General features: G+C 58.5%; 18 protein-coding genes and 1 riboswitch. Of the genes, 1 reads left to right on the forward strand and 17 read right to left on the reverse strand.

Annotated elements, in window-relative coordinates:
- Positions 1-3 precede the first annotated feature (3 nt).
- The 14 genes from M3223_RS09520 to M3223_RS09585 form a co-directional block, all read right to left on the reverse strand.
- Positions 4-384 carry an ATP synthase subunit I gene (locus M3223_RS09520; protein ID WP_251561070.1) on the reverse strand — a complete coding sequence of 127 codons (381 nt, stop codon included), beginning with the start codon at positions 382-384 and terminating at the stop codon, positions 4-6.
- Positions 377-598, reverse strand: coding sequence for an AtpZ/AtpI family protein (locus tag M3223_RS09525; RefSeq protein ID WP_251561071.1), 222 nt, complete (start codon positions 596-598; stop codon positions 377-379). The genes M3223_RS09520 and M3223_RS09525 overlap by 8 nt, the downstream gene beginning before the upstream one ends.
- Positions 599-785: 187 nt before the next feature.
- Complete coding sequence (gene wecB, locus M3223_RS09530) at positions 786-1,931, reverse strand: non-hydrolyzing UDP-N-acetylglucosamine 2-epimerase (RefSeq protein WP_285891212.1); 1,146 nt, start codon at positions 1,929-1,931, stop codon at positions 786-788.
- A gap of 61 nt (positions 1,932-1,992) precedes the next feature.
- On the reverse strand, positions 1,993-2,622 hold the full coding sequence (upp, locus tag M3223_RS09535) for a uracil phosphoribosyltransferase (protein ID WP_251561072.1): 630 nt from the start codon (positions 2,620-2,622) through the stop codon (positions 1,993-1,995).
- Between the two features lie 201 nt (positions 2,623-2,823).
- Positions 2,824-4,071: a serine hydroxymethyltransferase gene (gene glyA / locus M3223_RS09540; RefSeq protein WP_251561073.1), complete on the reverse strand. Its 1,248-nt coding sequence runs from the start codon at positions 4,069-4,071 to the stop codon at positions 2,824-2,826.
- A gap of 55 nt (positions 4,072-4,126) precedes the next feature.
- Positions 4,127-4,723, reverse strand: a complete 597-nt coding sequence (locus M3223_RS09545) for a TIGR01440 family protein (protein WP_251561074.1) — start codon at positions 4,721-4,723, stop codon at positions 4,127-4,129.
- 133 nt (positions 4,724-4,856) lie between these two features.
- Positions 4,857-4,938, reverse strand: a riboswitch (ZMP/ZTP riboswitch).
- A 130-nt stretch (positions 4,939-5,068) separates the two neighbouring features.
- Positions 5,069-5,632 (reverse strand): low molecular weight protein arginine phosphatase, encoded by a 564-nt coding sequence (locus M3223_RS09550; RefSeq protein WP_251561075.1) that lies wholly within the window; start codon positions 5,630-5,632, stop codon positions 5,069-5,071.
- Positions 5,633-5,691: 59 nt separating this feature from the next.
- A complete protein-coding gene (locus tag M3223_RS09555) occupies positions 5,692-6,258 on the reverse strand; it encodes a manganese efflux pump MntP (RefSeq protein WP_251561076.1) in 567 nt (188 codons plus the stop codon).
- Positions 6,259-6,344: 86 nt separating this feature from the next.
- Positions 6,345-7,490: an L-threonylcarbamoyladenylate synthase gene (locus tag M3223_RS09560; protein WP_251561077.1), complete on the reverse strand. Its 1,146-nt coding sequence runs from the start codon at positions 7,488-7,490 to the stop codon at positions 6,345-6,347.
- 273 nt (positions 7,491-7,763) lie between these two features.
- Complete coding sequence (gene spoIIR, locus M3223_RS09565) at positions 7,764-8,552, reverse strand: stage II sporulation protein R (RefSeq protein WP_251561078.1); 789 nt, start codon at positions 8,550-8,552, stop codon at positions 7,764-7,766.
- Between the two features lie 214 nt (positions 8,553-8,766).
- Entirely contained in the window at positions 8,767-9,615 is an 849-nt protein-coding gene (locus tag M3223_RS09570; protein WP_251561079.1) for a PHP-associated domain-containing protein, read from the reverse strand.
- Positions 9,616-9,688: 73 nt separating this feature from the next.
- A complete protein-coding gene (locus M3223_RS09575; protein WP_251561080.1) occupies positions 9,689-10,498 on the reverse strand; it encodes an energy-coupling factor transporter transmembrane component T family protein in 810 nt (269 codons plus the stop codon).
- Positions 10,473-12,647: an ABC transporter ATP-binding protein gene (locus tag M3223_RS09580; RefSeq protein WP_251561081.1), complete on the reverse strand. Its 2,175-nt coding sequence runs from the start codon at positions 12,645-12,647 to the stop codon at positions 10,473-10,475. Before M3223_RS09580 ends, M3223_RS09575 begins: the two co-directional genes overlap by 26 nt.
- Entirely contained in the window at positions 12,640-13,521 is an 882-nt protein-coding gene (locus M3223_RS09585; protein ID WP_251561082.1) for a cell division protein FtsQ, read from the reverse strand. The genes M3223_RS09580 and M3223_RS09585 overlap by 8 nt, the downstream gene beginning before the upstream one ends.
- A gap of 183 nt (positions 13,522-13,704) precedes the next feature.
- On the opposite strand from M3223_RS09585, the gene M3223_RS09590 reads away from it, so the two are divergent.
- On the forward strand, positions 13,705-14,541 hold the full coding sequence (locus M3223_RS09590; RefSeq protein WP_251561083.1) for a MurR/RpiR family transcriptional regulator: 837 nt from the start codon (positions 13,705-13,707) through the stop codon (positions 14,539-14,541).
- A 440-nt stretch (positions 14,542-14,981) separates the two neighbouring features.
- On the opposite strand, the gene M3223_RS09595 is transcribed toward M3223_RS09590, so the two are convergent.
- The 3 genes from M3223_RS09595 to prfA all read right to left on the reverse strand — a co-directional run bounded on the left by M3223_RS09595 (position 14,982) and on the right by prfA (position 17,500).
- On the reverse strand, positions 14,982-15,275 hold the full coding sequence (locus M3223_RS09595) for a hypothetical protein (RefSeq protein WP_251561084.1): 294 nt from the start codon (positions 15,273-15,275) through the stop codon (positions 14,982-14,984).
- A complete protein-coding gene (gene prmC / locus M3223_RS09600; RefSeq protein ID WP_251561085.1) occupies positions 15,238-16,299 on the reverse strand; it encodes a peptide chain release factor N(5)-glutamine methyltransferase in 1,062 nt (353 codons plus the stop codon). Before prmC ends, M3223_RS09595 begins: the two co-directional genes overlap by 38 nt.
- A 127-nt stretch (positions 16,300-16,426) precedes the next feature.
- Positions 16,427-17,500 (reverse strand): peptide chain release factor 1, encoded by a 1,074-nt coding sequence (prfA, locus tag M3223_RS09605; RefSeq protein ID WP_251561086.1) that lies wholly within the window; start codon positions 17,498-17,500, stop codon positions 16,427-16,429.
- Position 17,501 lies beyond the last annotated feature (1 nt).

Consider the following 17,501-nt stretch of genomic DNA (forward strand, 5'->3'; position numbering starts at 1 on the left):
GTTTCACCCCTTTCCACTGCGTTGTTTGCGAAGCGTGAAGAAAGCGCATACCAGTATGACAAAAGGCACCGCAAAACATGAAGCCAGCGTAGCTGGAAGGTTCACTTGATCGGGAAAACGGTAAGCAATCATGACGGCAAGCAGCACCATCGCAAGTCTTCCGGCCATTCCCGTGCCTGCCCGCCGGGGGTTGTCCCCTTGAGCCATGACGCCGATCCATTCCACTCGCCTGCGCAGGAGGAAGGTGTTGAACGATCCTGCAGCGATGCCAAGCATGCAGCCTGCGGCAACCGTGCGCCATTCCGGAACAAAAGCCCAGAGCAGCAAACAGATGGCAAAAAGCAGCAGAACGGCTGACTTGGTCACCTTGAGCACTTCATTCATTGCTGTCCCCCAAAACCTTTTTTACAATGAAGACAACCGAAACAATTCCAGCTGCAAGCCCTGTCAAAACCCCCGCGATGATCCATCCCGGAGTTTCTCCAAATGTTGCTCCCAGCCAGTAGCCGATCAACGTGCAGATGGCCACATCGATTCCGAGAACGCCGACAAACGCAAGCGCCTTCAGCGGGTTATCTCCCTTGCTTTGTTTGGTCATGGATTGTCTCCAATCAACCTTCATTATTTTATCCAAGCCTTCGAAGGTTTGTCAATTTTGATCGTAGCAAACTTTCCAGGAACTTGTGATAAAAAACCTTGAAATAACGGGATTTGGCGGCTATCCAAACCATACAGTAGAACTGTATGCTGTGTCGTTATTGGACTTACCGCCCCTCCCCGTTAAACTATGAACGTTGTGTGAACTCTTCCGGTCTTTCTCCTCTTCCGAAATGATGAAGGATCGCCTGCACGATCCGCTCGGAAGCGGCCCCGTCTCCGTATGGATTCGCAGCCTGGCTCATCCGCTCATACGTTCCCCTGTCGGTAAGCAAAGCGCGCGTCCGGTCGTATACGCGAGTCTCGTCGGTGCCGACCAGCTCCAGCGTTCCGGCCTCGATGCCCTCCGGTCTTTCCGTCGTATCGCGAAGCACAAGAGTAGGCACGCCAAAAGAAGGCGCTTCCTCCTGCATGCCGCCGGAATCGGTAAGAATCATGTATGCATGCGGATAAAAATTGTGGAACTCGAACACATCCAGCGGCTCGATCAGCTGAATGTTCGGATGATCGCCAAGAATCTCCTGGGCAGGCTCACGGACAGCCGGGTTCGGATGGACGGCATACACGATGGCGATATCATCAAACTCATCCGCAATGCGTCTGACCGCGCGGAAAATGTTGCGATGCGGCTCTCCGAGCGATTCCCGGCGGTGCGCAGTCATCAGAATCAGGCGGCGCCCTGCAGCCCATTCCAGCATCGGATGAGTAAAGGCAGGATCAACCGTGTACTGGAACACGTCGGTTGCCGTATTCCCCGTCACATAGATCGTTGAATCTGATTTGTTCTCCTTGCGAAGATTGTTCGCCGACCAGCCGGTTGGAGCAAAATGGACATCAGAAAGAACGCCGGCAAGCTGGCGGTTCATCTCTTCCGGGTACGGAGACATTTTGTTCCAGGTGCGCAGTCCCGCCTCCACGTGGCCGACCTGAATCTGCTGCAGGAACGAAGCATAGCTCGCCAGGAAAGTTGTTTGGGTATCGCCGTGCACAAGAACGATATCCGGAGCAGCCTCGCGCAGCACCGGCTCCAGCCCCTCCAGCACTCTGACCGTCGTTTCAGTCAGCGTCTGGCGGTCCTTCATGACATTGAGATCGTAATCGGGCTGGATGCGGAACAATTCCAAAACTTGATCGAGCATCTGACGATGCTGCGCCGTTACGCAAACGATCGATTCGATCTGCTCCGGATGCTTTTGCAGCTCCAGCACGAGCGGCGCCATTTTGACCGCTTCCGGACGGGTTCCGAAAATCGTCATTACTTTAAGCTTGTCCAAATGTTTACTCCCCTAACTTGAGTTATTCGGCTCTTCCTATGTCCGGCAGGCGCGCAGCGCCTTATTTCGTGCCGAACATCCGGTCTCCGGCATCTCCCAATCCCGGGATAATATAACCTCTTTCGTCCAGCTTTTCGTCAACGGCAGCCGCATAGATATCCACGTCGGGATGCGCTTGCTGCACAGCGCTGACGCCCTCAGGCGAAGCAATCAGCACCATCAGCTTGATTTGGGTGCAACCGCGTTTCTTCAACGAGTCGATGGCAGCATTTGCCGAGCCGCCCGTAGCAAGCATTGGGTCAACAACGATCAGCAGGCGCTCCGTCGCGTCAGTCGGAAGATTAATGTAATATTCGGTTGGCTGCAACGTTTCATGATCTCTGGAAAGTCCGATGTGGCCTACCTTCGCGGCAGGGATCAGCTTAAGTATGCCGTCCACCATGCCAAGGCCCGCGCGCAGAATCGGCACGATGCCGAGCATGCGCCCGGACAGCACTTTGGATTTTGCGGTAGCGACTGGTGTTTCCACGGTAATCGTATCGAGCGGCATATCGCGCGTAATCTCGTATGCCATCAAGGTTGCGACCTCGTCGACAAGCTCGCGGAAATCTTTTGTTTTGGTGTCCTTATCGCGGATAAACGTCAGCTTGTGCTGAATGAGTGGATGGTCACAGACGACCAGATTGCTCATGGGGGTTGCCCTCCTGGGTTTTCACTTGAATTTGCCAACCTATTATAGCATTACCTACCGGGCGGCGCATCAAGCATCGTCACAGACGCTGGCAGCCGGGCGCTCAGCCGGGCTCTTATGCGCGGCAAAGCCCCTGCGCTGCCGCCAAAGCGGCAGCCGCAGGGGCCGTATAACCGTTAATCCGCATGCTTTGGCAGCGGCTTAATACTTCATTTCCGGATAGAGCGGGTAACGAGCGGTCAGCTCGCGCACAAGTCCTTCGGCTTTTTCAAGCACGGCCGCATCTTTCGGGTTGCGCAGCGTCATATCAATGACTTCGGCAATCGTGCGCATATCTTCCGCGTTCATGCCGCGAGTCGTTGCCGCAGGCGTACCGATACGGATGCCGCTCGTAATGAACGGGCTCGTCGGGTCAAACGGAATCGCGTTTTTGTTGACCGTGATGCCTACGGAGTCAAGCACATGCTCCGCATCTTTGCCTGTAATGCCGAGGCCGCGCGTATCAAGCAGCATCAGGTGGTTGTCGGTACCGCCGGAAACGATGTTGTGGCCGCGGGCACTCAGCTCCTCGGACAGCACTTTGGCGTTGCTTACGACATTTTGGGCGTAGGTTTTGAACTCAGGCTTGAGCGCTTCGCCGAAAGCGACCGCTTTGGCCGCGATGATGTGCATCAGAGGGCCGCCTTGGGAGCCCGGGAATACAGCCTTGTCGATTGCGGCTGCCCATGCTTTCGTCGTCAAAATCAGGCCGCCGCGCGGTCCGCGCAGCGTTTTGTGCGTCGTCGTCGTTACAAAGTGAGCGTGCGGAACCGGGTTCGGGTGCAGCCCTGCCGCTACGAGACCGGCGATATGCGCCATATCAACGAAAAACAGCGCGCCAACGTCCTTGGCGATTTGGCCGATTTTTTCGAAATCGATGATGCGCGGGTACGCGCTCGCTCCGGCAACGATCATGCGCGGACGATGTTTAAACGCCGCTTTACGAAGGTCGTCGTAGTTGATCGTGAAGCTGTCTTCTTGCACGCCGTAGGCGACAAAGTTGTAAAGGAGGCCCGAAGCGTTGACCGGGCTGCCGTGCGTAAGGTGGCCGCCGTGGGCCAGGTTCATGCCAAGCACGGTGTCGCCTGGTTGAAGAGCCGCAAGATATACCGCCATGTTAGCTTGGGCGCCGGAGTGCGGCTGCACGTTGGCATGCTCCGCTCCGAACAATTCCTTTGCACGCTCGCGGGCGATGTCTTCAACGATGTCCACATGCTCGCAGCCGCCGTAGAACCGTTTGCTCGGATAACCTTCGGCATATTTGTTCGTCAGTACGCTGCCCATCGCTTCCAGCACGGCCTCGCTCACGATATTCTCGGACGCGATCAGCTCGATGTTGTCGCGCTGGCGCTGCAGTTCCAGTCCTAATGCTTTCAACACTTCAGGGTCTTGTTTGCGAAGTTGTTCCATAATCGTTCAAGTCCTCCCTAATTAAAATAAACTATTAAAATTTTGTCCGACAGGATTAATCACAGCTGCCGCCGTCCGCCGCTTGCGCACCCGGCAGCTCGTAAACTGCGCGCGGTCCGCCGATCAGCTTAGGGCGGGTAAATGCCATCGTCACTCTCGCCTCGCCGATTGTCCGCAAAGTCGGACGCACCGGAACCGCAACCCGCTTCAAGTGCATGCCGATCAGCGTCTCGCCGATGTCGATGCCTGCGTTCGCTTGAACCGACTCCACCAGTATTGCCTCTTCGAGATGCCTGAAGGCATGCGAAGCCATGGAACCGCCCGCGCCCGGCACCGGAACGGCATGCACCGGCTCCAGCCCGTATCGATCTGCCGCAGCGCGCTCCAGAACGAGCGCCCGGTTCAGATGCTCGCAGCACTGGAACACAGGTACGAAGCCGATATCGGCGCGCGCCCGCTGCATGCCGGCAAAAATCGCCGCCGCTGCCCCTTCGCTGCCCGAGGTGCCGATCCGCTGTCCCAGCACCTCGCTCGTGCTGACGCCAAACACAAGCAGCTGTCCCGGCAGAAGCCTGCCTCCCGCCGCCAGCTCAAGGATCAGCGACTCTACGCCAGCCGATATTGACTCCGGCGACATTGCTTCACTTCCCATGATACCCGCCTCCCGGTCTTGGACGTACGTGTCCTATTATACCGAATTAAACCCCTTTTAGACGAGTACGGCTCCCTCAAGAGAGTGTTAAAAAAACGAAAAGAGAGCCGTGCACGCAAAAAAACGCGCACATGCTCTCTGCCCAGGCGACCGGCCGTATGTTCCGATGCTCCATCGTGGTTAGTCCCACTTCGTCGCCAGTTACACCGGAATCCTTCTTACTTGCCCCCATGATAGCTTACGTTAAAGCCTGCTGTCAACCGTCCAAAATGCGGGAAGCAAAGCGCCGGGGAGAGCTTGCTCTTTAAGCTAAGCGAGCACATATTTGGCGCAGCTTTAAAAGGGTTAACGCAGCCTTGCCAGCACGGAATGGACCGCCTCGCGGATCTGCTGCGCGCTGGCCTCATAAATGTCGTACGATCCGCCAAACGGGTCGGCGATATCACTGGAACGAAGTCCGGCCTCAAGCTCGCGGAGCCTGCGCAGCTCCGCTTCTGCCAGTCCCCTGCCGAGCGAGCGCTGCAGCTCCAGCTCGCTGCGCAGCCGGTCCAGCTCGGCGAGCCGGTCGCCAGCGGCATAGTCGAGCAAGGTGTGGATCTTGTCCGCCGCTTCCGGAAAATAACGGAGCAGCGCCGATTTATGCGATGCGGTCATCGTCAAAATTAGATCCGCCCAGCGGATCAGCTCGCCGCTGACCGGCGAAGATGAGCCTTCATGACGGATGCCGCTGTTCTCCAGCACCTGGCGGGCATGACGGGATACCGGACTGCCGCTAGCTGCGGACACGCCGGCGGAACGCACCTCAAGCGGCAGCCCCTGCGTTCTGGCGGCATCCCGCAAAATCGCCTCCGCCATTGGCGAGCGGCATGTGTTGCCCGTGCAGACAAACAGTATGTTCGAAACCTTCATCTTGCCAACGACCTCCTTTCAGCCCGCGGCCCTCCCAGCTCCTGCCGGGCACGCTGGCCCTAAAGCAGAAACAGAATGCCGAAGGTCAATAAAATTGCGCCTCCCGCCGCTTCCCCGTAGCTGCCCAGGCTCCGTCCGATGCGCCGCCCGGCCAGCAAGCCGAGCACAGACATCAGCCCTCCGGCCAAGCCAAAAAACAATAGGGTCATGAGCACATCGGCGGCAAACATGCCAAGCGAAATACCGACCGAGAAAGAGTCAACACTTACGCTGAGAGCAAACAACATTAACCCGCCCGTCGTCCGGTGATCGGCAAACGACGGCGTATCGCTTTCACCCCGCAGCGAGGCGAGCAGCATATGTCCGCCGAGCAGAATGAGCAGCAGCCCTGCCATCAGAGCAGCTACATGTCCGAGCAGCAGGCTCATGTACTGGCCGGCAACAATGCCAAGCAGCGGCATAATCACATGAAACAATGCAATGACGGCGCTCAGCTTGAGCACATCCAGCAGCCGGATGCCCCTCATTCCGATCCCTACGCCGAGCGAGAAAGCATCCATGCCAAGCGCCAAAGCCATAATTAATAGCGTGAGCAGCTGCCCCTCATGCAGAGTAGCTTCCAACATGTCCGCAATCTCCCCTTACTCCGATGGCTTGTTCTATCCAGCCTATGCGGACAAGGGGGATGATTATGATTGTCCTCTTTGGTCGGTCAGCCGACCCGGTCGATATTGCCTCCGGCCGCTTTGGACAAGCGGTTGAGCAGCGCGAGGCCGATTCCGTCCGGCGGGCACGCCTCTGCCCAAATGATTTCGGCGCCCCGCTCATCGAATTCCCTCAACACGGCGTACAGCGATTGGGCCGCCGTTTCCAGCCGTTCCAGAGAACCGCAGGGGAGCACAATGTCTGCGCTGTAACCGCCTGCCGTCTCGTCGTAGGCAAGAATGCCGGTGCGCAGTCCCGCGCGGCCGGCCTCATCGGCGGCCGCCTGGATATGCGAGCGCACAGCAGCGCTTGGCCCTGCGACGAGGCGCATCTCTCCGCGCGGCGCGTAATGCGCGTACTTCATGCCGGGCGAACGCGGCGCCAGTTGCTCATTTGCCCTCATTACAGCTGAGGCAGCGGCTGCCGGGTACGGCTCCTGCGGCGGCGACGTTGCGACAAGCGAGTCCACCGCTTCCAGCTCCACCTCAAAGCCTGCCGCGCGCAGCTGCTCCGGCGTCACTCCCCCGGGGCGCAAAATGCGCACAAGCCCCGGTCCGGCGCATTCCGCTACCGTTGACTCCAAGCCGACGCCGGTCGGACCGCCGTCGACAACTCCGGCGATGCGCCCTTCCAAATCATCCAGCACATGCCGCGCCGTCGTTGGGCTCGGCCTGCCGGAGCGGTTGGCGCTAGGAGCTGCCACCGGACAGCCGGCTGCGCGGATAAGGCTCAGCGCCAGCTCGTGATCCGGCATGCGCACCGCAACCGTATCCAACCCGGCCGTGACACGCGGCGAAACGGCTCCCGGCACTGCCGGCAGAACCATTGTGAACGGTCCGGGCCAGAACAGCCCGGCCAGTCTCCGCTCCGTTTCGTTCAGCCCCGAGACGAGTCCTTCCAGCTGGAACAGATCCGCAATATGCACAATAAGCGGATTGTCCGACGGTCTGCCTTTTGCCGCAAACACCTGCTCCACAGCGTCTGTCCGCCTTGCGTCGGCTCCTAGCCCGTATACCGTTTCCGTAGGAAACGCCACCGTCCCGCCCGCTGCAAGCAGCGCTCCTGCCTCGCGAATATCGCCCTCGGTCAGCCCTTGGCCCGGCCCGTCCGGCCATGCCCGGGTATGATAATTGTTCGCTTGATTCACATTCATGCTGAACTTCAATCCTTCTATGACTAGTATTTCATTCAAGTAACCTTGCTTGCATACGTACCTCCAGTATACCCCTTCGCCCGCAGCGACACCAAGCCCTTTCCCGGGCAGCCGTTACCAGCAGCGATCAAACATGCTCGCAGCGGTATCGGGAAACCCTTTGCCTGCAAAACAAATGTCCGGCTGCGCAAAAGACGCTGCCGGACCGAGGTCGCTTGTTTATGCCGGATAAATTTGCACTATCCTGCTCTTCCTTCCCTATCCCTGTGCCGTTTAAGCGAACAAGCCGCGGAGGAAACCGAGCAGAGACTCGATCAGCTCCCAGATAAAAAACTTCGCCTCCGGCGCTTGGCCTGCTTCAGCAGCACCAGCCTTGTCCTTCGCGCCGCCATCAACGGCTGCCGATGCTTGAACCGCCGCTCCGTCCCCGGAAGCCGCAGCCGCTTCCGCCTTCGGCACCGCTTCACCGGTCGCCGAATCCACAAAACAGAGCGGTGGGAACAGCACGCACCACCAGTTTTGACCTTTGCCTTCTCCCAGCGTAATCCGCAGCGCCTCGTAATCCCCGGCCGGATATACTTTTTCTCCGTACACCTTGGTCGGGAATTCGGCCATGCCCAGCTCTGCCTTAAAGCCATAGCTGAAGCCGCGCGCTTGCAGGCGCTCCGCTACGACCGCTTCAATTTCGCCCATCCGGGACTGAATGACGATACGCGCTTCTTCAATCGTTTGAGCCTCGTTCGCCCAGCTGTTCATCTCGGCCACGATTGCGTCGCGGACGACGCGTTTAGTCGCTTGGTCAACTGCAGAATCGGAATTGGCGAGAATGCGCAGACGAATCGCTTCGTTCGGAATTTCACCTTGAGCGATGGCCGCATCGTTGCGCGCCGACTCCCAGCTCATGACGAGCACGGCCAGGCAGACGAGCAGATAAAGATACGACATGCGGAACGGCATACGGTAAACATGCGGAGCAGCGGAATAAGGGCGGCGAACAGCGGAAGACGCGGAACCGACGGAAACATAGGAATAAGAAACGGAAGAATAGGATGATCCAAGCATGACACAAGCTCCTCTCGGGCACCCGTCGGTACCGCCGCTTGCGTTCCGGAACGCTTTCTATCCTCAGTATGTCCGCTCCCCGCTCTTTTAAACGCCCCTACTCTATTATTTTGGATTGAATGCTAGAATGCGGTGAGAGATTGTCCGATGCCAAAAGAGCGGCCCTCCGACCGCCGTTAACTTCAGGCTCGATCGTTGGATCCGCTCTCTTTTACTAAACTTCTAGAGTTGTGCCTGCACGCCGGGTATTCAGCCCGTTTACAGGCATTTCGTCATCCTCGCCAGCTGCAGCCGGAACGAGTTCCCCCTCCAGAACGGCAAGCTTTTTCATCAGTTTTTTCAGCATAACAGCAGCCTTTACTCTCAGCTCCAGATCATCCGAAACGAACACGTTATGCTCGCCGCGAAGCAGCGCCCCTTTCAGCTCCGCCGCCGTTCTGGCCTCACGCTCCAGCTCGTTCCATACGCTGCCGAACTGCAGGCATTGATGCGTATCGCTGCCTCCGGTTACCGGTTTGCCAAGCTCGCGCGCCAGCTGCTCTACCTGCTCCCGGTTAACCTCCAGCCCGTAACGGTACACATCCTTGGCGTTCAGATCAAAGGCGTCCAGACGGGACAGCTGCTCCCGGGACAAGCCGAGCAGAGGATTGCTCTCGCGGAACGGATGCGCGCCGATTTTGAGCAAAGGATAGTCGTCAGCAAAATCCATGAGCAGATCAAACGAAATGAAGCGCCCTTTTTCCGTATACAGGTCCAGCCTCTCCCTCAGCTCCAGCACCTCGTCCCTGGATCCGATCAGCAGAATATGGCCCTTCTCGCGGATATCGACCTCCATCCCTGGAAACAGGCTCAGCCCGTTGGCCTCGTACACATGGCCGTTATAGGGAAACATCCGGTCCAGCCCCGCATAAACGTCTTTGAAGTTCCGGGTGTTAAAATGCTCCGTAAGCGCCAGAGCGGTCAGCCCGGCAGCAGCCGCCTCCTCAAGCATTTGGCGGTAGTACGCTTCAGAGAATTCGGTCGCTTTGGAAAGCTTGGCGTGAGTATGAAGATCAATGCGCATCCGTGGTTCACTCCTATGAATCGCCATGCATGGCGGTAGTATTGATAACGATACGGGCCGGTCAAACCTTCCTCTATCCCAGCCAAAACAGCAGCGAGACGTAAGCCGCCGTGCCCCCGAGAAAAACACCGTCGCGCCACGTCGTCCGCAGATGCTCCAGCTTCAGCCGCCGCGAGGCCGGATTTTTCATTCCGTAGGAGAACCCCCGCACCTCCAGCGCCTCCACCGTCGTCCGGGAGCGTTTTGCTGTCGCCAGCATTAACGGGTAAAAGGAAAGCACGAGCAGTTTGAGATAATAAACGGCCAGCCTAATGTAACGGAATCGGCCGGGGGCCGGCGCTTTGCCGCGCAGACGGTAGGACAGAAGCACGCTGCGGAACTCCTCCAGCAGAACGGGAAGAATCCTGTAGCCGTAAGAAAGGCTGAAGGAAAATGCCGCCGGCATGCCAAGCGCCAGCAAACCGTCGCTGATCCGCTCAGGGTCCATCCCGGAAAATACGGTAATGCTCGCCAGTGAAACCACGCTGAGCTTAAGCGTCAGCTTAAGCAAAGGCAGCGCCGACTCGGCGTCTCCGCCGAAAAAGAGGGACAGCAGGAACAGCCAGCCAACCTGGCCGATGAGGCCAAGGCAAAGGATAAACAGAATAAACGGCGCAGCCCGGGACAGCACGGTCGCCACGGCAAGCAGCAAAAACATGCCCGCGAGCACCGTCAGACTGGATATAAACCAAGGAGCGACGGCGAAAAATAAATACCAGATCAGCATACAACGAGGATCAAGCCGCGATAAAACCGCATGGCCGCTGCCGTAAACCATCCCCATCAGCTGGGTCTGAAAGCTTTCCAGCGACAGCCGCTCAAGCCATCTGCGGGCAATCTGCATGACGTGGCTCCTCCTTTTCCCGGGTTAGTCCGCTGTTGATGAGACGCATCATTTCTGCGGCAAGGCTGACAGGGGTCGGCCTCGCCAGCCTTTCGCCAAAACCGAGCCGATCCGTCAGCTCCATAAGGCCGGTCAGCGTGAGGCCCGCCCGGGCCATAAGCTCACGGTCGGCGAACACTTTCTCCGGCGGTCCGTCGGCGGCAATCCGGCCGCCGTTCAGCACGATCACCCTTGACGCCCACTCCCGCACCAGACCCATATCGTGGGTCGCCACAACAACCGCGCTCACATGGGAGCTCAACGCCTGCAGCGTGCGGAGCAAATCCTCGCGCGTCGCCATATCGAGATTAGCGGTCGGCTCATCCAGCAGCATGACAGCCGGACGCATGGCGGCTCCGATTGCGAGCGAGCAGCGGCGCTGCTGCCCTCCGCTTAGCAGGCGGGCGTCCCGCTCGGCCAGCTCCTGAAGCCGGAACGCCTGCAGCATTTCATGCAGCCGCAGCTCGGCATCCGGCACTTTACGGCGGGTAAGCGCATAGGACACCTCTTTGCTTACGCAGTCATCGATGAACATATCCTCCGGGTTTTGGAACACATATCCGACCTGCTCCGACATTTGCTCAAGCGGGACGCCGGAAGCAGAGCCGTTTTGCAGGAAAAGCTCTCCCGCATCCGGGCGGACGATGCCAGCTGCCGCCTTAAGCAGCGAGGACTTGCCCGCACCGTTGCCGCCTACGACCGCCACCCGCTCCCCTGCATGCAAGCTCAAGCTGATTCCGTCCAAAATGGTGCGGCGGCCATTGCGCTGCGTGCCATAGGACAGAGAAATTTTGCTGAGCTCAAGCAAGGCTGGACCGGGCGGGGTGTTATCCGGCGATTGCAGATGCTCTACCGGGTTTGTTGAAGTTGGAAGATCAGGTGCGGATCGTGCCGATCCAGTACGATCAGCCTTCACGAGTCCTTCGTTAAGCGGCCGGGAGTCGGCAAAAGCTTGCCATGTCGTCGCCGGATTTGCGGGAGCTAATCCAGCCGATGCCGGAGCAGCGGCTGCAGCGGCGAGCAAACTGCTCAAACAGCGCTCCGCTTCTTCCAGCGTAATGGGGAGCCTCGTTGCTTGGTTCCCGTCATTTTCATCGGGAACGCCCGCCATTAGGCCGCTCCCGCTCTCCGTCAGCCTTTCGTTCAGCCGCGCCGCAGCCTGCGTCACTTCCGGCGGCTGAATGCCAAGCGCCGCCAGCTCGTCCAGCCGGTTCAACGCTTGCGGCACGGGCAGCAGCCAGCGCATTTTGCCTGCATCCATTAGGCAAGCCTCGGTGCAGTAGTCGGCAATAAATTCGGCGTGATGCTCGATAACTACGATCGTTATGCCCTGTTCGCGGTGCAGGCGGCTCAGCAGCTCATACACCTGGCGCGCATGGCTTGGATCGAGCTGCGACACCGGCTCGTCGACGACCAGAATGGCGGGCTGCATCGACAGCGCCCCGGCAATGGCGAGCAGATGCCGCTGTCCGCCGCTCAGCTCCCATATAAAACGGTCCTGCAGATGCAGCAGGCCGCATTGCTCCAGCGCTTGCCGCCCCATGCTGCGGTACTCCTTCAGGCCGTAATTGAGCGGCGCAAAACAGGCTTCGTCCAAAACGGTCGGGCGCACCAGCTGATTGTCGAAATCCTGATACACATAACCGACCTGCCGCGACAGCTCCGCCACGGAGCGCACTGCGGCATTCCTTCCTTCAATCCAGACCTCGCCTTCAAAGTCGCCGGAGTAATAATGGGGGATCAGTCCGTTAAAAAGCTTGCACAGCGTCGATTTGCCGCTGCCGTTGCCGCCGATGACGGCGGTAAAGCTCCCGGCTTTGAGCTGCAGCGAAGCGCCATCCAACACCTGGCGGTCGCCGCCGGGGTAAGTAAACCGGACGCCCCGCACATCAACGGCCAGCGGAGCGGCTTGTTGATCCGTTGAGGAAATTTCGGCGGATTCGGCCGTTTCGGAAATTTCGGCGGATTCGGCCGTTTCTGCGCTTTTCCTGTCTGCTGCCCTCCCGCCGAAACCGGCAGATTCTAGTTGTCGAGGCTTTCCGGACTGCGGCGTTTCTGCCTTGGGCCGGAAAAGCCGATTTGCCGCTGAGAGCAGCCTTGATTTAACCATGAGGCAATTCTCCGCTCTGATCCGCCGCTGTTTTTTTGCGCAGCATAACGACCGCAAGTACAAGAGCACTGACCAGAACAGCGGCTCCGATGCTCACCCAGATTGCTCCATCGCCAAGATGGTCGGCAAGACCGCTGTCCCATGAGCCCCACTCAAATCCGCTTTCGGACAATGACTCCGCGCCAAAAGCGATCAGTCCAAGCACAACTCCGACGATTGCCAGCACGGCCACGCGGCGGCGATCCGTTTCAGGACGCATCCGCCGTTCGCGAGGCTTCATGCCAAGCAGCGGTTCGATTTTGCCATGCAGACGAGGCACCAGATAAAGGGTTGGCAGCAGCGCGAACAGAATGCCGGAGAACAGCACATCGTTGAGGAAACCGACTCCTTCTACAAGCACAACGCTTTCGGCCAAGCCGGGAACCGCTTCGAACTCTTCCACGCCAATCCAGACTTTTCCGATATCGACCAGACTGCTGCACAGCTGATGAATGACTACTCCCGTCATCGCAGCCGTTCCGACCTGCAGCCTGCTGCGCGGATCTCGAACCATCGAACCGGCTACAAACATCGCGAAGGAGAACGTAAGGAATTTTTCCAGCTCGCCGAGACCGCCGAACTGTCCCAGCATCAGCTCGCCGAAAATAACTTCACCAAGCGCGGCGCCGATGGCTGCATATAACGGATGGAACAGAATACAGAGCGTCAGCGGGATGAAGGCGAAGTATTCCACGGACAGCTCAATCGGACCGAGCTGCAGCTTCGGAATTAGCTCCGTAAACATGTTGGACAACCCGTAGAGCGACATCGAGAGCACAAAAATCATCATTTTCTGTGAAGAGGTAAGCGTATAGCGGTCGGCTTTGCTTTTCATCGGACAACCTCCCAGAGCGGATTTCTTTCATCCTAAAGGTTTTGTATTAAAAGAAAGCCGTTGTTTTGTCAACAAAGTGTAATTTTTATTAGATCAGTTTGTTTATGTAATTTTTCTTACAAAACTAAGCATGGAATGATATACTGAGGACTACCTTTAATACAAAGCGAGGGCATGGGGAAAATGGTTCTGTTTGGAGACAAAAGCCTGTTTACGCCAAGCCAGCAGAGGCTGGCCGACTTCGTTGAGAGGAATCCGGAAGAGGTTCTGTTTTTGACGGAGCAGGAAATCGCGGACCGCATCGGAGTTAGCATTGCTACCGTATCCCGCTTCTGGCGCACGGTCGGTTACGACAATATGAAAGCGTTCAAAGCCAAGCTGCGCGGCGCAGCGGATGCGACGCCTTCGCTTAAGCTGGAGACGACAATTGCCGGGCTCGATCCCGCCAGCCTCCCGGCTCGCATGCTGGAGCAGACGAGCGCGCATTTGGAGCTCACCGCACGCGAGCTGCGGCCGGAAGAGCTGGAGGAGACGGCTCGTTTCATGACGGCGGCCCGCCGGATCTATGTCCATGCCCCCGGGCCTTCCCGGGCGCTGGGCGAGCTGCTCTCGTTCCGGCTGGGGCGCTTCGGCCTAACGGTACAGCTGATGGCCGGGAGCGGCCACGAGCTGCTGGAATCGCTGGCCCAGCTGCAAAGCGACGACGCCGTTTTGCTATTCTGTTTTACGAGGATGCTTCCGGAGACGGAAGTGATTCTGGATTGTATCGGCCGCACGGGCTGTCCGGGCGCGATGCTGACGGACCGTGAGGAGCTGCGGTACGGCCATCCCGTGCGCAATTCCTTCTGGGTTAGCCGGGGCGAGCTCGGGGAGTTCCACTCCATGACCGCGCCGCTGCTGCTCATCGAGCAGCTCATTTTGAGCATCGGCCTGCTGCAAAAAGAAGCCGTCCTGAAGCGGCTGGACGTGCTGACGGAGCTGCGCAGCCGCTACGCAAACAAGCTACCGCGCGGGCGGTAGCGGCGCGGTATGATGGGATCTGGCCTGATGCTGCTGCTCGAAGGCTGGCGGTCGAGGTGGCTTTAGCTTGTAGCTGGCTCGTCGCAGTTGGCGCATGGTTCATCCTAATTCTAGCTTATTGCTGGCTCGTCGCTCTAGCGCCGGGCTCATTTCAATTCTAGTTTGTTACTGGCTCATGGCGACGGTTCAATTCTAGTTTGTTACTGGCTCGTGGCGACGGTCTGACCCTATCTCTAACATCTTGCAGGTATGTCGCTTCTGGCGCAGGTTTCGTACTATTTTAGACTGAGCTCTTTTTTCACCAGACTTCTAACGCAACTGTAAGAGCTTATTGGATGAAATTGGTCACTTTCTGAAACGTAACGCAACTGAGCGGCCTTATTTAGGCAATTTAACGCCGAAAAGCCCGCCAAATCACACTATAACGCTTCTCAGTTGCGTTAGCCGCTCAAACGGGCGCAAAAAAGCCGAATAACGTTTGTGAGTTGCGTTAAAGTTTCGCGATAAGTAAACCGGAGAGAACCCGCTCCGGTTTTCGTCTCGTGACACTCCTCGGGCTTGATTGCTAGTTCTGCTTCTACCTCTGCTCCTGCTCCTGCTCTTGCTTCTGCTTCTGCTTCTGCTTCTGCTTCTGCTTCTGCTTCTGCTTCTGCTTCTGCTTCTGCTTCTGCTTCTGCTTCTGCTTCTGCTTCTGCTCTAAGCGTGCCCGGAACCGGTGCGCACCGCCACCACATGGCGGTCGATGCCGCCATAATCGGTCACGACGGAAATATCGTTCCAGTGGCCGAATGCCTCAAGCAGCCGGGCCACCTCGGCGGCTTGCCCGATGCCCAGCTCAAAAGCAACAATAGACGGCAGCCGCTTCAATTCACGCAGCTGCTCCGCCATCCGGCGGTACGGGTCGAGCCCGTCCGCTCCGCCGTCAAGCGCAAGGAGCGGCTCATAGTCGCGCACCTCGCGCTGCAGGCCGGGCAAGTCTCCGGCGGGAATATAGGGCGGGTTGGACACAAGAATGTCCAGCTCCAGCCCGGCATACTCCCCGCCGCCCGCCGCCAGGAAGGGGGCCAACAGGTCCCCTTCCGCAAAAGCCCGCACCGGCGCATGCAGCCGCTCCGCATTGGCGCGCGCCGCAGCAAGCGCCGCCGGCGACAGATCGGAGGCGTATACCCGCCACCGGGGACGCTCCGCCGCCAGCGTCAGCGCAATCGCTCCGCTGCCCGTGCCGACATCGAGGACAAGCGGCGCATCCGCCGGGCCGCCAACCTGCGCGGACTCCGCAGCATGGCCGCTAGAAAAAGCTACGGCTTCCAAGCCGCCGCCAGCGGCATGGCCCGCCTGCTGCGCCGCGTCCTCGCTACTCGCAGCAGACGGCCACAGCCGGTCGGCCGCTTTCAGCACCGCCTCAACGAGCAGCTCCGTTTCCGGGCGCGGAATAAGAACAGCCGGCGATACGGCAAAAGGCCGGCCGTAAAACCACTGCTCTCCGGCAATATATTGCGCCGGTTCCCCCCTGCCTTTGCGGCTGACCGCCTCCGACCAGGCTGCTGCCCTATCCGCCGGGAAGCCTTCGCGCGCGCCAAGCATCAATTCGGCGCGGCTCATGCCCAGCACATGCTGAAGCAGCAGAGAAACGTTATCCTCGGCCTCTTCAACTCCGCGCTCATGAAGGTATGCGGCAGCATGCCGCCGCGCCTCACTCAGCGATAATCCCGCAGGCGGACGATAAGCCTCGCCGCTCTTTTGTCCACCGATGTCCATGCGATTTACCCCTCTCCTACACAAAAAGCCCCGCCCTTTCGGGAGAAGCTTTCTGAAATCAAGCTATAGATTTACGCAAAGTGTTTCATCTGTAGCAATTTAAGCCCAATGTTTCTTCTATACCCGTTTAAGCCAGGTTTTCCTTCTCCAGCATCTCAGCCTGCTCCGCCAGAGACAAGGAATTGACGATCTCGTTCATGTCGCCGTTCATAATGGTATCCAGCCGGTGCAGCGTTAGGCCGATGCGGTGATCCGTCACGCGGCTTTGCGGGAAGTTGTACGTGCGGATGCGTTCGCTGCGGTCGCCCGTGCCAACCTTGCTTCTGCGGTCTCCCGCAATTTTGGCTTCTTCTTCCTGGCGATGAATGTCATAAATACGGGCGCGAAGAACCTGCAGCGCCTTCGCTTTATTCTCATTCTGCGACTTGCCGTCCTGACAGGTCGCCACGATGCCCGTTGGCACATGCGTTACGCGCACGGCGGACTTTGTCGTGTTGACGGATTGCCCGCCCGCGCCGCTGGAGCAGAACGTATCCACGCGGATGTCTTTGTCGAGAATCTCGACCTCGACTTCCTCCACTTCCGGCATAACCGCAACCGTCGATGTCGACGTATGGATGCGGCCGCCGGATTCCGTTACCGGAATGCGCTGCACGCGATGCGCGCCGCTCTCAAACTTCAGCTTGCTGTAAGCGCCCTTGCCTGACACCTTGAAAATAACCTCTTTAAACCCGCCGAGATCGCTCTCGCTCGCGTCCATCAGCTCCACGCGCCAGCCCTGAGCCTCCGAGTAGCGGGTGTACATGCGGTACAGATCCGACGCAAACAGCGCGGCCTCGTCGCCGCCAGCGGCGCCGCGAATCTCAACGATGACGTTTTTGTCGTCATTCGGATCTTTCGGAAGCAGCAGGACACGAATCTCTTCCTCCAGCTCCTTCAGCCGGACGCTCAGCTCCTCCAGCTCCATTTTAACCATCTCGCGCATCTCATCATCGAGCTTCTCTGCCTGCATCGCCTTGGCGTCCTCGTACTGAGCGTGCGCTACCTTATATTCCGAATAAGCATCATATGCGCCCTGCAGATCCGACTGCTCCTTAGAAAGATCGCGCAGCCGCTTAGGATCGCTGGCTACATCAGGATCGCACAGCAGCTCGCTCAGCTTATCATACCGGTCGGCAAGCGCCTGTAAACGGTCTAACACC

The sequence above is a fragment of the Paenibacillus pasadenensis genome, from assembly GCF_023715725.1.
Taxonomy (GTDB): domain Bacteria; phylum Bacillota; class Bacilli; order Paenibacillales; family Paenibacillaceae; genus Paenibacillus_O; species Paenibacillus_O pasadenensis_A.

Coding starts and splice junctions, on each gene's coding strand:
- M3223_RS09585 (WP_251561082.1), bottom strand. CDS start 13,521: ATGAAAAGCAAAGCCGACCGCTATACGCTTACCTCTTCACAGAAAATG.
- M3223_RS09520 (WP_251561070.1), bottom strand. CDS start 384: ATGAATGAAGTGCTCAAGGTGACCAAGTCAGCCGTTCTGCTGCTTTTT.
- glyA (WP_251561073.1), bottom strand. CDS start 4,071: ATGGAACAACTTCGCAAACAAGACCCTGAAGTGTTGAAAGCATTAGGA.
- upp (WP_251561072.1), bottom strand. CDS start 2,622: ATGAGCAATCTGGTCGTCTGTGACCATCCACTCATTCAGCACAAGCTG.
- M3223_RS09560 (WP_251561077.1), bottom strand. CDS start 7,490: ATGAATGTGAATCAAGCGAACAATTATCATACCCGGGCATGGCCGGAC.
- M3223_RS09545 (WP_251561074.1), bottom strand. CDS start 4,723: ATGGGAAGTGAAGCAATGTCGCCGGAGTCAATATCGGCTGGCGTAGAG.
- M3223_RS09555 (WP_251561076.1), bottom strand. CDS start 6,258: ATGTTGGAAGCTACTCTGCATGAGGGGCAGCTGCTCACGCTATTAATT.
- M3223_RS09550 (WP_251561075.1), bottom strand. CDS start 5,632: ATGAAGGTTTCGAACATACTGTTTGTCTGCACGGGCAACACATGCCGC.
- M3223_RS09570 (WP_251561079.1), bottom strand. CDS start 9,615: ATGCGCATTGATCTTCATACTCACGCCAAGCTTTCCAAAGCGACCGAA.
- M3223_RS09595 (WP_251561084.1), bottom strand. CDS start 15,275: ATGTGGTGGCGGTGCGCACCGGTTCCGGGCACGCTTAGAGCAGAAGCA.
- prmC (WP_251561085.1), bottom strand. CDS start 16,299: ATGGACATCGGTGGACAAAAGAGCGGCGAGGCTTATCGTCCGCCTGCG.
- M3223_RS09575 (WP_251561080.1), bottom strand. CDS start 10,498: ATGCAGATTGCCCGCAGATGGCTTGAGCGGCTGTCGCTGGAAAGCTTT.
- spoIIR (WP_251561078.1), bottom strand. CDS start 8,552: ATGCTTGGATCATCCTATTCTTCCGTTTCTTATTCCTATGTTTCCGTC.
- M3223_RS09580 (WP_251561081.1), bottom strand. CDS start 12,647: ATGGTTAAATCAAGGCTGCTCTCAGCGGCAAATCGGCTTTTCCGGCCC.
- M3223_RS09525 (WP_251561071.1), bottom strand. CDS start 598: ATGACCAAACAAAGCAAGGGAGATAACCCGCTGAAGGCGCTTGCGTTT.
- M3223_RS09590 (WP_251561083.1), top strand. CDS start 13,705: ATGGTTCTGTTTGGAGACAAAAGCCTGTTTACGCCAAGCCAGCAGAGG.